This window comes from Stutzerimonas stutzeri (assembly GCF_024448935.1).
In the GTDB taxonomy this organism is placed as follows: Bacteria; Pseudomonadota; Gammaproteobacteria; order Pseudomonadales; family Pseudomonadaceae; genus Stutzerimonas; species Stutzerimonas stutzeri_AO.
Window position 1 is genome coordinate 1 of the sequence record NZ_JAMOIE010000025.1, and the last position, 14,722, is coordinate 14,722.

Consider the following 14,722-nt stretch of genomic DNA (forward strand, 5'->3'; position numbering starts at 1 on the left):
CCCTTATTATTCAACTGCTGAGTGGCGACCGCTTCCTATCATTACTGCCCAAAACTAACTGGAGCATGATAAGTTCATTACGATTTTGACAGATGGCCCGGCACTCCCTGCCGGGCACTTCAGGCTAAACGAGCGTGCTCAGCTTTCGTCCAACCCCCATATCCAATGGGCATCGATCAGCAGTGACAAGTGAGTCCGCAAAGTATCGACATGCGCCTGCAGTGCATTCGATGCCGATGTCACTGCTTGACGTCGAGATAGCAGCAGGGACTGCAGGTCAGCCTCACCCAATTCGTAGGCGCGTTGCATTTGTGCCTCGTTCTGAGCCATGGCCTCAGCCCCCTCTGTAGCAATGCGGAAGTTTTCATAGGCGCCTGAGGCCATCTCCACATCACTGGCAATCGCAGCTTCCAGTTCTCGCTTGATGAGGTCTACGTCCTGGCGGGCAGCACTCTCTTGGGCCATTGCCTGGCTGTAACGAGCACTGCGAGTACCGCTTGGAATCGGCATGCTGAAGGTCACGCCGTAGATTCTTTCCCTAGCGCCCTGCTCCGAAGCAGTGAACACACCCAGCGTCGGGTCTGGGATCTTGTCTGCCTTGGCACGTGCCGACTGGCCTTCACTTTTCAGCAAGCTGGCCTCTACCCTGCGCAGTACATCACTTTCGGCGAGGATCCGCTCACGCCAGGTTTCATACTGACCAAGCTCTGACGATGGCACCGGTAAAGCCACGACCTTTCGGTCGATACCCGGGAATCGCCGTGACAACGTCGCCCAACTGGCTGCAGCTTTGACCTTCGCCTCGTTACCCTGGCGAAGTTGATCAGCAATTTCGGCTTTCACGAGACTGACATCAAGCTTCGATGCGTCCCCCGCACGGTTACGCTTTTCAACCGCAGCAAGACTTTCCTTGGCCGAGGCCAACCCTTTGTTGGCGATTTCGAGAGCGTGTTCAGAGGCCAGCCAATCGAGCCACATCGTCATGAGCTCACGCGCAGTCTCGTGACGTACCTCACCATAAGTCGCATCCGCCAATTTGACCGTGGCACCACTGATATCCTGGTCTGCCTGGCCTTTGCCAGGCAGCCGAATGGTGCGCTGAATGCCAACGTTCCACTCGTTGTAGTTGGGACCAGCATCGACACGCCGCTGCTGGCCGGTTGCTGTCGCATTCCACTCGTAGGGCGACTTACGAATAATCCCCGCCTCAAGCATGGCTGCATCCATGGTCGATCTGGCCGACGCGACGCGCGGATCCGCATTGAGCAACGACATCGCCAGAGGTTTGGGCAGGATGTTCATGGGTGCGACTGGCTGAGCGCCTGCAACGGAACTCAGTCCCATCAGAACCACCAGGGGTAAAATGCGTTTCATCACATAAACTCCCCAAACTCACTGACCCGAACTGTCCAATAGCGCACGCCCGTGTTGGGAAACTCCTGCCTGAGCGAGTCCAGCAACGGCTCAAGATGCTGTTGCTCAACGACCAATTGGATCTGCACGGCACGGGCACGCCCCATCACGCGTTCAACTGGATTCAGGGCATCCGTGGACAGACCATGGGCAGCGACAGTAGCGCTGGTGAAGATCCTCGTGCCGACTGACACCAGCAAATGGTCGATGATTTTTTCTTCAAGGCTCGGGGTGCAGAGCAGCGTCAACCAGATGTCAGGCATCGGCAGTCTCCTTTTTGGCATGTGCAAAACGCAGATAGAGGATGGGAAGCAACATCAGGGTCAGGGCTGTTACGGTGATCAAACCACCAATAACAACGATGGCAAGAGGTCGTTGAATTTCAGATCCAGGTCCCGTGGCGAACAGCAGCGGGACGAGACCGAATGCCGTAATCGACGCCGTCATCAATACCGGGCGAAGTCGTCGGCGTGCGCCCTGAAGTACAACCTCCCTCATCGGTAAGCCTTCGCCATGAAGCTGGTTGAAGTAGCTAACCAGAACGATGCCGTTGAGCACTGCAATACCCAGCAAAGCAATGAAACCGACCGACGCAGGCACCGAGAGGTACTCTCCAGTAACCCACAGGGCGACGATGCCGCCCACCAGCGCGAATGGAATGTTGCTCAGGATCAAGAGCGCTTGGCGAACCGAGCCGAAGGTGGAGAACAGCAGGACGAAGATCAGGCCCAGCGCCACCGGAACCACGACGGAAAGCCGTGCTGCGGCGCGTTGCTGGTTCTCGAATTGCCCACCCCAGCTGATGCGATAGCCATTGGGTAGCTCAACCTGCTGAGCGACCAACGCTTTCGCTTCTTCGACGAAGCCGACAAGGTCTCTTCCGCTGACGTTGGCGATGACGACGCTGTAGCGACTGCCCATTTCACGGTCGATCTTCACTGGGCCATCGGCACGCTCCAGCTTGGCCACGGCGCTCAGTGGAATGGTCTTGCCATCAGGTGTAGTAATACGTACGGCATCGAATTCCGCGGGCGAATTGCGTACCGACTCGGCGGAGCGGATGAGAATCGGGGTACGCTGGTTACCCTCAATGACCAGCCCGGCCTGACGCCCTTCGATCTGCACGCGCAGCGCGTCCTGGATCGTCTCGACATCCAGCCCGAAACGGCCCGCTTGAAGGCGGTCAATTTCGACCCGCAGGTACTGCACGCCGTCGTTCTGAACGGTGTACACATCCTGGTTACCCTGAATGGTCTTGAGCAGCGATTCGATCTTGCCACCGAGCTGATTCAGGGTTGCCAGATCCGGTCCGTACACTTTGACGGCCAAGTCACCCCGCACACCGATGATCATCTCAGAGACGCGCATCTCGATCGGTTGGGTGAAGCTGTAGTCGATACCAGGCATTGGATCGAGGACCTTGCGGATCTCCTCCATCAATTCTTCCTTGGTGTCCATCCGCCATTCCGACATTGGTTTGAGCAGCAAGTAGGTGTCGGTCTGGTTCAGGCCCATGGGGTCGAGACCGATTTCATCAGAACCTGCCCGCGCAACGATGCCGCGAATCTCAGGGATGGCCTTCATCAAGGATTGATGGATCTTCTTATCCAGCTCGGCCGTCTGTTCAAGGCTCACCGAGGGAAGCTTCTCGATACCCACGATCAGGTCGCCCTCATCCATGGTCGGCATGAAGGTCTTGCCCACTTGTGTGTAAACGAGCCCCGCTACCACCAACATGGCGCCGGCAATGATTGCGATCACTTTCTGGCGAGCAAGCCCCCACTCAAGGATGGGGCCATACGCACCCAATAGCTTGCGTGCCAACCAGGGGTCTTCATGCTTGACCTCTCGCAGCAGATAGGAAGACAAGACGGGAATCACAGTCAGCGAGAGCAACAACGAAGCTGCCAGTGCGAAGACAATCGTCAGTGCAACCGGAACGAAGAACTTGCCCTCCAGATCCTGAAGCGTCAGCAGCGGCAGGAACACCGTGATAATGATCAAGATGCCTGAGGTGACGGGGACTGCTACTTCGCGAACCGCTCGGTAGATGATGTGCAGCCGTGGCAACTTCCCACCGGAAGTGTCTGTGGCCAGGCGCTGGACAATGTTCTCCACAACGACGACTGCGGCATCGACCAGCATGCCGATCGCGATCGCCAACCCGCCGAGGCTCATGAGGTTGGCGGACATGCCGAAGAAACGCATCATGATGAAGGTGATCAGCGCTGCAAGCGGTAGTACCAAGGCCACGGTCAATGCTGCACGAACGTTACCAAGGAACAATGCCAGCAGCAGAACGACCAATACGGTCGCTTCAATCAGTGCTTTGGATACGGCACCTACGGCCTTGTCCACGAGGGAAGATCGGTCATAGAAACTGGTGATCTTGACGCCAGGAGGCAAAGTGGCCTCCAGCTCCTTCAGCTTTTGCTGAACACCGCTGACAACTTCACGGGCATTAGCCCCCTTAAGGCCCAGCACCAAGCCCTGAACGGCTTCACCTTTACCGTCCTGGGTTACTACGCCATAGCGCGTCAGGGTGCCAAGGCGGACTTCGGCCAGGTCGCCAACGCGAACCGGTGACGAGTCACTGGGGTTGACCACGACAGCCCGCAGGTCATCCAGGGTGCGAATGCTCCCCTCACTGCGAACCAGCAGAACTTCATCCCCCTCACCGAGGCGTCCGGCACCATCATTGCGGTTGTTGGTGTTCACCGCGTTGGCCAGTTGCTGCAGGCTGACACCATTGGCAGCCATGCGAACGGGGTCCGGCAGCACTTCAAACGTACGAACCTGGCCACCCAACGAGTTGACATCAGCGACGCCGGGCACCGTGCGCAATGCAGGTCGAATGACCCAATCCAGCAGGCTACGGCGCTCGACCAGCGACATGGCCTCGCTATCGACGGTGAACATGAACATCTCACCCAGCGGCGTAGTGATGGGGGCCATACCGCCGCTGATACCGCTGGGCAGGCTGTCAGTCAGGTTGCCCAAGCGTTCGGACACCTGCTGGCGAGCCCAATAAATGTCCGTGCCATCCTGAAAATCGATGGTGACGTCGACCAGGCCATACTTGGTAACAGAACGCAGAATCTTGGTTTTCGGGATGCCCAGCATCTCGACTTCGATGGGCACCGCGATGCGGCTTTCCACTTCCTCAGGTGTCATGCCAGGCGCCTTCATGATCACCTTGACTTGGGTGCTGGCAACGTCCGGAAATGCGTCAATAGGAAGACCGCGGTAGGCGTACCAGCCCGCTGCGGTCAGCAGAACTGTCGCCAACACCATGAACAGGCGTTGGGACAACGAGAATTGAATGAGACGGCTCAGCATTACTCTCCGTCCTCTTCCAGCCAGGCACCTTTCAGCGCAATAACGCCAGCAACGGCAACCTGATCCTGCTCACGGATGTTGCCCTGCACGCGCACAAGCTGCCCGGCACTGGCCTCAACCTTCACAGGGCGCGCTTCGAAACCCTCAGGCGTACGGACGAACACAACGGAGTCAGCCTTGTTGCGCGCCACTGCGGAGATGGGGATATCCCAAGAATTACCGGCGGACTGGACCGGGATCTCGACAGTTACCAACTCACCCGGGCGTATAGCGCGCCCAGGGTTTTCGATCTCGGCCCGCAGCACTACAAACTGGTTGTCTGCTGTAACGGTCGGACTCAGGTTGATCACTCGCCCGCTCACATTCTTGTCGACGATCGTTACCGGTGCACCGGGCTGGATACCGATACTGGCCTGAGAAGGCACTTGCACATCCAGCCACAGGGCGTCGACCTGGGTGATGTTGAGCAACGATGTAGCGCCATCTACACGCTGCCCAGGGCGAACGGAGATTGCACTGACGATCCCATCCTGGACGGCGGTAAGGATTATCCGGTCAGATGGAATACCTGAACGGACGACTTGCTCCATCATCGGCGGGGTCAGACCTGCCAACGCCAGCTCCGCTTTCGTCTGGACCAACGTCGCTTCGGCTTCCTTCAGCGTGGCCTGTGCTTCCTGAGCCCGGCGCTTGGGAATAATCCCCTCATCAAAAAGCGTCTGCTCACGGGAATAGGCCTGACGGGCAAGCGTTGCACGGGACGCAGCCTGCAACAGTTGCAACTGAAGCTGGCTCATGGCTGGGCTGGAAAGCCTGGCTACGGGGTCGCCTTTGCGTACGGGTTGGTATTCGCCCACCAGTAACTGAACGACAACACCTTCCAGCGGGGAGCTGACGATCTGTTCAGCCTTTGGCGGCACGACAACTTGGCCAGGATAACGACTGCTGACCGTCTGCTTCATGCTTTGGACCGGTGAAACCTTGATACCCAAAGCCTGAATCTGGTCTTCTGCAACAGAGAACTTCTCAGCACTCATGGCGGGCCCGGAAATAATAATTGCGGTGAAAAAAGAGAGACTCTTTACACAGCGCAGGTATCTTTCATTGTTCATCAGAAGTTCCCCGTCAAGCGCCATAACAAGGACATGATCTCGACCTGTTTGAGGATTTGAAGATAAGCAAGGCGTGCACAACTATTGGGGCTAACTATTTAACCCGCTCGTCTGCTGCACTCTATGCGCGGAAGGGAAGTGTCGTAGACTCCTCTACTGCTCCGATTCTAGAGGGCAGCGACTATCAGGAACGTTACGGGTGAATTACAAATTTGTAGGAATTGCCCGGCCGCATTTTTTTCGCGCTAAGATCACCCTCAACGCGGCCTGCGGGCGCTTGAAGCCCCAAGCAAGACACACCCTGAAACACATGAAAAAATATTTAATTGACCGCAAGCAATATTTTACTGACGAATTTTAGAGATCAAATATGCGCGTTCTAGTTGTGGAAGATGAAACTAAAACTGCCGAATATCTTCAGCAAGGATTGACCGAGAGCGGTTATATCGTTGACCGTGCAAGTAATGGCGTAGACGCTCTTCACCTGTTCAACCATAACACCTACGGCCTGGTCATTCTCGATGTAAATCTGCCAGAAGTTGATGGTTGGGAAGTGCTGGAGACCATCAGGAAAACCAGCCGCGTGCGCATCATCATGCTCACCGGACGAGGCCGGCTTCATGAAAAGCTCAAGGGTTTGGACGGCGGAGCGGATGATTACCTGGTGAAGCCCTTCGAGTTCCCGGAGTTGCTCGCTCGCGTCCGCTCACTCCAGCGCCGCGGCGATGACATGATTGAAAGCAATACGCTCAAGGTCGCCGACCTGGAGCTTGACCCCGGCCGTCACCGCGCATTTCGCGGCGACCTGCGCATCGAGTTGACCACCAAGGAGTTTGCCCTGCTGCACCTGCTGATGAGTCGCGCAGGCGAAGCCCTGGCGCGATCCCAGATCATCTCGCTCGTGTGGGACATGAATTTCGATTGCGATACTAACGTGATCGACGTTGCAATCAGGCGCCTGCGTGCGAAGATCGATGACCCGTTCCAGGTCAAGCTCATCCATACGATGCGCGGTGTTGGGTACGTGGTAGAGGACCGCTCATGAGGCAGTTGAGCCTGGCTGCCAAGCTGGGATTGAAAGTCGGCTTCATGAGCGTGCTTCTTCTGGTACTGTGCGCGTCCATTGGCTATGTGATGCTCGGCCAAGCGCTGGAGAGCACGGCCCGTTCAGCGCTTGAAACCAAAATGAGCGGCATGGCCCATAACATTGCGACCATCGAAGATGTATCGGGGGTGACCGCTGATTCCCACCTGCTCGTCGATCTCGCGATGGGGCACAACAATCTGTATGTCAGCATTTTCGACTCTGCTGACAGCAAGGCTCCATTACTGACCATCGGCTCCAAACAAGTGAGTTTCGAGCTCCATCGCTTCCCTGCTCGGGACGAATTGGCCTTCCATGAGTGGCAGGATCAATCGGGAAATCCGATGCTCAGTGCGGCGCAGATCATGCGCTTGAAAGACGGCACCCAGATTGGCGTCTACATGACTGTGGACGAGTCGTCGGACGCACAGCTCCTGGGCGCCATGGTCACTTGGGCGCTGACCGCATCACCGTTCATTCTGGCCGTTATTTTGATTGTGGCCTGGTGGACTGTCCGACGTGGCTTGCTGCCGTTGACCCGTTTTCTCAAGGTAGCGTCCAAGATTTCCACCGACAATCTGGGCCACCGCCTGCCCACTGACAAGCTGCCGGCAGAGCTTCGACATCTGGCGGATGGCATGAACTTTATGCTCCATCGCCTGGATGGTGGGGTACAGCAACTCTCGCAATTCTCGGACGATCTGGCCCACGAGCTCAGGGCACCGCTGTCAAATCTCATGGGGAAAGCACAAGTAGCGTTGTCGCGTGAACGCTCATCCGCTGAATACCGTGATGTGCTCGAATCCTGCCTGGAGGAGCTGGACCGCATGACGCGCATGGTTGCGGACATGCTTTTCCTGGCCCATGTGAGCCAGCCAGCTGCCTTGGTGGAATTTGAGACCGTGGCCTTGGTGGATGAAGTGCAGAGGGTCTGCGACCTGTTTGCCTTCTCGGCCGAGGAAAACGGAGTAGCACTGCAGATTTCAGGGAGCGCCGATGTCGTGAATGGCAACCGACTCATGATCCAGCGAGCAGTTTCGAATCTGCTATCCAACGCTATTCGTTATTGCCCGAAAGGCGAATCGGTCCAGGTCAAAGTCCACCGTGGCAGCGATCAGATTCAGTTGAGCGTCGGTAACCCTGGACGCGGTATTCCCGATCAACATCTGCCTCATCTGTTTGAGCGCTTCTATCGCGTGGACAGAGGCCGAGCACGTAGCGAGGGGGGCACAGGTCTCGGTCTAGCGATCGTGCGCTCCATCATGAGCCTGCACCAAGGCACTGCCAAGGTTGAAGTCAGCGGTGACAGGTATACCTGGTTCCATCTCAGCTTTCCGACCAGCCATCTGTGACCTAGCGCCCGGCCTCACAAGCTAATCCCAACGTAAGGCCTTCCGATGGATCGAAGGCCTGAAGCCTGTTCATCTCTTCAATCATACGGCGTCGTCTTTCAACATTGTAATTCGCGCCTCACGCTCTCGTCAGAGACAGGTCTTTAAGCTTCAGGGTATCGAAACCTCAAGATCACTACCGATCCAGCCCCGGAGTTTGATATGCGACTGACTAACCTTTTCCTGATTGGCGTAATGGCAGTGGGCATCAGCGGCCAAGCCTTTGCAGAGGGCGGGGCCGAGCGCTCACTGAAATTCAACAAAGAATTCCGCGATGACCAGAAACGCCTTTGGGGCGAGAAGGAAAAGGAGGCAGAGCAGTCGAAGCCTTCGTCCACCCAGCAAAAGGAGGGCCCTAAAAGCCAGTCCTGAGCTGATAGATGTGCTGTTCATCTACCTATTTTTTGCTGCTCGATGATCAAAGGCGCCTCGGCGCCTTTTCTCGTTTCTACCATCCCACTCCGCCATACCGACTACCCGACCTGCTAGGTCAGCTCCTCACTTCAAGTAAGACCTGAGTACCGAGGAGATTTTGTCTGCCTCCTCTAGTCGCTGAGCCGCATCCAGATGCTCTGCCGCCAGATGCTCACGGATATGGCCTTCCACCACCTCGGCCATCAGCCCATTCACCGCCCCCCGGATCGCGGCAATCTGCTGAAGGATTCCCAGGCAATCCTTTTCCTGCTCCAACGCTGCCTCCAGGGCGGCAGCCTGCCCTTTGATCTTCTTGACCCGAGTCAGCAACTGACGCTGATTCTTCATGGTGTGAGACATGACAACCTCTTTTCATATCCCCTACTGGGGGATAGTATTTTAAGGGTACGATTTCAACCCAATCGTACGACAATTTAAAGGGCGGCCTCTATGACTGCCGCCCTCACGCGCTATTGGCACTACTCCAGAGGTCTCACCATGGGTTTCGCAGAACTACTTCAGCAGGGTACCGCCCACGCTTGGCTCTACTTCCCAAGCGCCATCCTGCTCGGCGCCCTGCATGGCCTTGAGCCAGGGCACTCCAAAACAATGATGGCAGCCTTCATCGTCGCTGTGCGAGGAACTGCCAAGCAGGCGGCTCTCTTGGGGCTGGCTGCCACGTTCTCCCATACAGCCGTGGTCTGGCTCGTCGCCATGGCAGGGATGTACCTGGGCGGCAACCTTGATGCTGAAACCACCGAGCCCTACTTCCAGCTAGGCTCAGCAGCCATCATCATCGCCGTCGCATTGTGGATGCTTCTGCGCACCTGGCGCGGAGAGCAAATGTGGAAATTCGAGCAAGGTGACGGGCACGATCACGGCCATGAGCATGCCCATGATGAGACACGCCGCGTCGACACTGGGCATGGACGTGTTGAACTGTCGATATTTGAAATCGGGCAACCACCTCGGTGGCGACTGAAAACCTTAGATGGCCATCCATGGCAGGCCGCTCAAGTTAAGGCCCTCACGACTCGGCCGAACGGTGAAACAATGTCGTTCGCCTTCGAGAAACGTGACGGCTTCCTGGAATCCATTGACTCGATTCCTGAGCCTCATGAGTTTTCAGTACGCCTGACCTTGGGTCATTCCGACCATGCTCATGACTACGATCTGGAGTTTGCCGAAGCGCATGATCACCACCACCATGGCGAACTCGATCAGCTCGAACTGAGCGTCGATGGCTATCAGGATGCGCACGAGCGCGCCCATGCAAACGACATCAAAAAGCGTTTCGCCAACCGTGATGTGACTACCGGCCAGATCATCCTGTTCGGTTTAACTGGCGGCCTGATCCCATGCCCGGCAGCGATCACTGTTTTGCTACTGTGCCTGCAGGTCAAGGAAATCGCACTCGGGGCCGTGCTGGTACTGTGTTTCAGCATCGGCCTCGCCATGACCCTGGTAACTGTTGGGGTCGCAGCAGCGGTCGGAGCGAAACGCGCCTCCAATCGCTGGCCCTGGTTGGGAGCTGTGGCTCGTCGAGCACCGTACCTGTCCAGCATGATCATCATCGCCGTAGGCATCTACGTGGGTATCAACGGCTGGATCGGACTCACTAGCTAACGAGGGATGTCATCCAATCGTGCATTTTGCGCGTTTGGCGCTCCCGTTGCGGTCGTCGCCATTGATGGCCAATGCCGCAATGAGGGAATCACGAGCGGCTACTGCCGCTCCATGAAACCTGACCACAAATGTCCTTCGAGTGAGATATGTGGGTGCTGGCCACACTTGCTGCCGGCATTCGCACACTCCGACTCAGACCCACAGGTAATTCATCAATGGCTTCGCAAATCGAGAACCCTTGTATTTCACTCTGCCAATTGAAGGGAGATCTTTGTGTCAGCTGCGGGCGCTCAAAAGATGAGATCCGCAAGTGGAAGCGCATGAAACGTCCAGAAAAGATGGCCGCCGTGCAGAAAGCTGCCGCGAGACTGAAGGGGCTGAAGAAGTAGCCCTGGGGCACCATTCAGCGCTCCAGCACCAGAGTTCAAGTGGATAGCGTCGGCGCCGCCACGCTGCTCAACGGGCTTTGCGCATGCGGGCATTTACTCGTTGATTTCGACCGACTCAAGACCTAATGTAGATACAGATACATTTTTTGTTGAGTATTCTACATGAGCGAATGGTCGCTACTGATTCTCGGGCTTCCCACGGCTAACGCCACGGAGCGAATGCGCGCTTGGCGAACCCTCAAGGCTTCTGGTGCTGCAGTACTACGAGATGGCGTATACCTGCTGCCACAACAAAGCACGGCTCGCGAAGCGTTCGAAGCCGTGGAACGAGACGTGCTGGCGATCAATGGCACGGCATTTCTGCTGTCTCTGCCTGAGCGTGAGGAGCGCTTCAGTGGGTTGTTCGACAGAAGCGAGGACTACGCCAAGCTGATGGAAGAAATTGCAGGCTGCCGAGCGGATCTTTCACCGGACAACGCCCTGCAAACCGCGCGGCAGGTGCGCAAGCTTCGAAAGGCTTTCAGCCAATTGGCGGCGATCGATTTCTTCCCTGGCGTGCTCAAGGCTCAGACTGACTCGACCCTGCAGGCGCTTGAGACCGCAATCAGCCGTGCACTGTCATCCGATGAGCCCAGTGCGCACGACGAGACAATCATCAGACTTGAGCGCAGCGAATACCTGGGTCGCCGCTGGGCGACTCGAAAACGCCCCTGGGTGGATAGGCTGGCGTGTGCCTGGCTCATCCGTCGCTTCATCGATGCTGACGCCCAATTCCTTTGGCTGGAAAGTCCCAGCGACTGCCCGACCGATGCGTTGGGCTTCGACTTCGATGGCGCGAGGTTCAGCCATGTCGGCCAGCGGGTGTCGTTCGAGACCCTCATCGAAAGCTTTGCGGTTGAACAACCAGGCCTGTCTCGGTTGGCAGCTGTTGTTCATTACCTGGATGTAGGTGGAAGCCAGCCCTCCGAGGCACCTGGCATCGAGCGCGTCCTCGCGGGTTTGAGAGAAAGCATTGGCGATGACGATCAACTGACAACGGTCGCCGGAGGCATCTTCGATGGCCTGCTGACGGCTTTCGCAAGTGAGGAAAAACAAAATGGTTGATACCACCTCCGCAGTCAGCGAACAGCCTCCGTCGCAAGCTGCTCAGCAGCCGATCGGCTTGTTTGAAGCGTTTCTGTTTTGGCTCAAGCTGGGCTTCATCAGCTTTGGTGGACCCGCCGGGCAGATTTCGATCATGCATCAGGAGCTGGTTGAGCGACGGCGGTGGATCAGCGAAAAGCGATTTCTGCATGCGCTCAACTACTGCATGTTGTTGCCTGGACCAGAGGCTCAGCAACTCGCCACGTACATCGGCTGGCTCATGCACCGTTCATGGGGCGGTGTGATTGCCGGTGCGTTGTTCGTGCTGCCGTCATTGTTCATCCTGATCGCTTTGTCCTGGGTCTACGTCGCCTTCGGTGAGGTGCCCGTGGTGGCTGGGATTTTCTATGGCATCAAACCGGCGGTCACTGCCATCGTCGTTCACGCGGCTCACCGGATCGGGTCGCGTGCACTGAAGAACGGCTGGCTGTGGGCCATGGCCGCCGCTTCGTTCGTGGCCATCTTTGCCCTCAACGCCCCATTCCCGCTTATCGTGCTGGTAGCCGCCATCATTGGCTATTTAGGCGGTCGCTTTGCTCCAAGTAAATTCGTGATCGGAGGTGGCCATGGCGCCACGAAGAACAGCTATGGACCTGCCCTGATCGATGACAACACCCCAACGCCTGAGCATGCCCGCTTCAGCTGGGGACACCTGCTGCGACTACTGCTGGTCGGTGCTGCGCTCTGGGTCCTGCCCATGGGGCTGCTGACGCTGTCGTTTGGCTGGGACGGTACTCTGACGCAAATGAGCTGGTTCTTCACCAAGGCCGCCCTGATGACGTTTGGCGGTGCATACGCTGTGCTGCCCTATGTCTACCAGGGCGCTGTCGGGCACTACGGGTGGCTGACACCCACCCAGATGATCGATGGCCTCGCCTTAGGGGAAACCACGCCAGGGCCACTGATCATGGTAGTCGCCTTCGTAGGCTTCGTCGGGGGTTACGTGCATCCAATGTTTGGCGCAGAACACCCGTTCCTCGCCGGCGCAATCGCGGCGAGCCTCGTCACCTGGTTCACTTTCCTGCCGTCGTTCATCTTCATTCTCGCCGGTGGCCCGTTGGTAGAGTCGACGCACAACGAGATGAAGTTCACCGCACCACTGACCGGCATCACCGCAGCAGTTGTGGGGGTAATCCTGAATCTGGCGCTGTTCTTCGGCTACCACGTGCTTTGGCCAAAGGGGTTCGCTGGAACATTCGACTGGCCTTCAGCGCTGATCGCGATCGCTGCAGCGATTGCCTTGTTCCGCTTCAAGCGTGGCGTCATCCAGGTACTGCTTGCCTGTGCCCTGGCCGGTCTGGCAGTTCATATGTTGCGTATCTGATGCCGGTTGCCGGCTGACATCGTTGGCCGGCTCCTCAACAAGCACCTTGCCCCCTGAAAGTGCATGCCCCTGACTAAGCCTGGATTGACCATATCCCCCCCAGGGGGATACGCTATAACCAATTCACGCTGCCTGCGATGCCATATCGCGGCCAGGAAAACAGCACTGCAGGGAGGTTTGCATGCTATCGGTCCTGAAAAATCGAACCTACAGACACCTGTTCCTGGCTCAGGTCATTGCACTGGTGGGTACCGGGTTAGCCACCGTTGCCTTGGGCTTGCTGGCCTTCGATCTGGCGGGCGCCCAGGCAGGCGCAGTACTGGGTACCGCGTTGGCGATCAAAATGGCGGCTTACATCGGCGTCGCACCCGTTGCGGCTGCGTTCGCGGAGCACCTGCCTAGAAAAGCCATGCTGGTAACGCTGGACCTGGTGAGAGCCGCGGTTGCTTTGCTGCTGCCGTTCGTTACGGAGATCTGGCAAGTCTATGTACTCATTTTTGTCCTGCAGTCCGCCTCTGCTGCGTTCACCCCAACCTTCCAGGCAACTATTCCAGACATCCTGCCCGACGAACGCGAATACACCAGAGCGCTGTCGTTGTCTCGACTAGCCTACGACCTGGAAAGTGTCATCAGCCCGATGCTCGCAGCGCTGCTGCTCACCGTGGTCAGCTTCCACAGCCTGTTTGCCGGCACTGTCGTGGGCTTCCTGGTATCTGCCGCGATGGTAGCCACAGTGGTTCTGCCCGCTGCTATACGCGGCCCCAAACGCAGCATCTACGAGCGAACCACCAAAGGTATGCGGATCTTCCTGCGCACTCCACGACTGCGTGGCTTGTTGGCCTTGAACCTGACCGTCGCGGCAGCCAGCGCGATGGTCATCGTCAATACCGTCGTGCTTGTTCAATCTCGTTTCGGGTTGCCGCAGAGTTCAACGGCAATGGCGCTCATGGCATTTGGTGCAGGATCAATGATCGTCGCACTGGCACTCCCACGCCTGCTTGAACGTCTGGATGACCGAAAGGCGATGCTCGCTGGCGGCGCGGTCTTGGTCGTAGGCCTGCTGCTCGGGACCTTCGTGAACAGCTATTGGAGCCTCGTGGGGTTGTGGGTTGCACTGGGAGCTGGTTACTCCCTTGCTCAAACCCCATCAGGACGCATCTTGCGTCGTTCATCAACTTCCCAAGACCGCCCAGCATTATTCGCTGCGCAATTTGCCTTGTCCCACGCTTGCTGGCTGATCACCTACCCCCTGGCTGGGTGGCTAGGCGCTAGCGTTAGCCTGACCGCGTCTTTCATTGGCCTGACGCTTGTCGCAGCAATGGCTTGGATTCTGAGCAAGCAGATATGGCGACCGGAGTATGACGAAGAGGTGGTCGCGCATTCTCATGTCGACTTGCCGGAAAACCACCCACATGTTGCTGAAGGTAAGGCACATGCCCACACATTCGTGATCGATGATGATCACCCCAAATGGCCGGGTTGCTGAT

Annotated in this window: 14 protein-coding genes; 9 read left to right on the forward strand and 5 right to left on the reverse strand. The window is 57.3% G+C overall.

Features of this window, described 5'->3' with window-relative positions:
• Positions 1 to 138 precede the first annotated feature (138 nt).
• From NA637_RS09520 to NA637_RS09535, 4 genes are read right to left on the reverse strand one after another with little or no spacing between them, the layout of a single operon-like run.
• Entirely contained in the window at positions 139 to 1,374 is a 1,236-nt protein-coding gene (locus NA637_RS09520; RefSeq protein WP_019751560.1) for a TolC family protein, read from the reverse strand.
• Entirely contained in the window at positions 1,374 to 1,676 is a 303-nt protein-coding gene (locus NA637_RS09525; protein ID WP_019751561.1) for a DUF3240 family protein, read from the reverse strand. The genes NA637_RS09520 and NA637_RS09525 overlap by 1 nt, the downstream gene beginning before the upstream one ends.
• Positions 1,669 to 4,752, reverse strand: a complete 3,084-nt coding sequence (locus NA637_RS09530) for an efflux RND transporter permease subunit (protein ID WP_019751562.1) — start codon at positions 4,750 to 4,752, stop codon at positions 1,669 to 1,671. The genes NA637_RS09525 and NA637_RS09530 overlap by 8 nt, the downstream gene beginning before the upstream one ends.
• The gene (locus tag NA637_RS09535; protein WP_031314781.1) at positions 4,752 to 5,789 is read right to left on the reverse strand and encodes an efflux RND transporter periplasmic adaptor subunit; all 1,038 of its coding nucleotides are present in this window, start codon (positions 5,787 to 5,789) and stop codon (positions 4,752 to 4,754) included. The genes NA637_RS09530 and NA637_RS09535 overlap by 1 nt, the downstream gene beginning before the upstream one ends.
• A 274-nt stretch (positions 5,790 to 6,063) precedes the next feature.
• Between NA637_RS09535 and NA637_RS09540 the strand changes: the two genes are divergently transcribed.
• From NA637_RS09540 to NA637_RS09555, 4 genes are all read left to right on the forward strand, one after another.
• Positions 6,064 to 6,225 (forward strand): hypothetical protein, encoded by a 162-nt coding sequence (locus tag NA637_RS09540; protein WP_155738440.1) that lies wholly within the window; start codon positions 6,064 to 6,066, stop codon positions 6,223 to 6,225.
• Positions 6,226 to 6,234: 9 nt separating this feature from the next.
• A complete protein-coding gene (locus tag NA637_RS09545; RefSeq protein ID WP_256072045.1) occupies positions 6,235 to 6,909 on the forward strand; it encodes a heavy metal response regulator transcription factor in 675 nt (224 codons plus the stop codon).
• Positions 6,906 to 8,300: a heavy metal sensor histidine kinase gene (locus NA637_RS09550; RefSeq protein WP_019751565.1), complete on the forward strand. Its 1,395-nt coding sequence runs from the start codon at positions 6,906 to 6,908 to the stop codon at positions 8,298 to 8,300. The genes NA637_RS09545 and NA637_RS09550 overlap by 4 nt, the downstream gene beginning before the upstream one ends.
• Positions 8,301 to 8,501: 201 nt before the next feature.
• A complete protein-coding gene (locus tag NA637_RS09555) occupies positions 8,502 to 8,711 on the forward strand; it encodes a hypothetical protein (RefSeq protein WP_019751566.1) in 210 nt (69 codons plus the stop codon).
• A gap of 126 nt (positions 8,712 to 8,837) precedes the next feature.
• Here the strand turns inward: NA637_RS09555 and NA637_RS09560 are convergent, their stop codons facing one another.
• Positions 8,838 to 9,113 (reverse strand): metal/formaldehyde-sensitive transcriptional repressor, encoded by a 276-nt coding sequence (locus tag NA637_RS09560; RefSeq protein WP_019751567.1) that lies wholly within the window; start codon positions 9,111 to 9,113, stop codon positions 8,838 to 8,840.
• Between the two features lie 138 nt (positions 9,114 to 9,251).
• Here NA637_RS09560 and NA637_RS09565 point away from each other — a divergent pair, with 138 nt between their 5' ends.
• From NA637_RS09565 to NA637_RS09585, 5 genes are all read left to right on the forward strand, one after another.
• Positions 9,252 to 10,379, forward strand: a complete 1,128-nt coding sequence (locus NA637_RS09565; RefSeq protein WP_019751568.1) for a nickel/cobalt efflux protein RcnA — start codon at positions 9,252 to 9,254, stop codon at positions 10,377 to 10,379.
• 215 nt (positions 10,380 to 10,594) lie between these two features.
• Complete coding sequence (locus tag NA637_RS09570; protein WP_019751569.1) at positions 10,595 to 10,768, forward strand: DUF1289 domain-containing protein; 174 nt, start codon at positions 10,595 to 10,597, stop codon at positions 10,766 to 10,768.
• Positions 10,769 to 10,930: 162 nt separating this feature from the next.
• On the forward strand, positions 10,931 to 11,872 hold the full coding sequence (locus NA637_RS09575; protein WP_023629706.1) for a chromate resistance protein ChrB domain-containing protein: 942 nt from the start codon (positions 10,931 to 10,933) through the stop codon (positions 11,870 to 11,872).
• Positions 11,865 to 13,235 carry a chromate efflux transporter gene (gene chrA, locus NA637_RS09580; RefSeq protein WP_019751571.1) on the forward strand — a complete coding sequence of 457 codons (1,371 nt, stop codon included), beginning with the start codon at positions 11,865 to 11,867 and terminating at the stop codon, positions 13,233 to 13,235. The genes NA637_RS09575 and chrA overlap by 8 nt, the downstream gene beginning before the upstream one ends.
• Positions 13,236 to 13,416: 181 nt before the next feature.
• Positions 13,417 to 14,721: an MFS transporter gene (locus tag NA637_RS09585; protein ID WP_019751572.1), complete on the forward strand. Its 1,305-nt coding sequence runs from the start codon at positions 13,417 to 13,419 to the stop codon at positions 14,719 to 14,721.
• Position 14,722 lies beyond the last annotated feature (1 nt).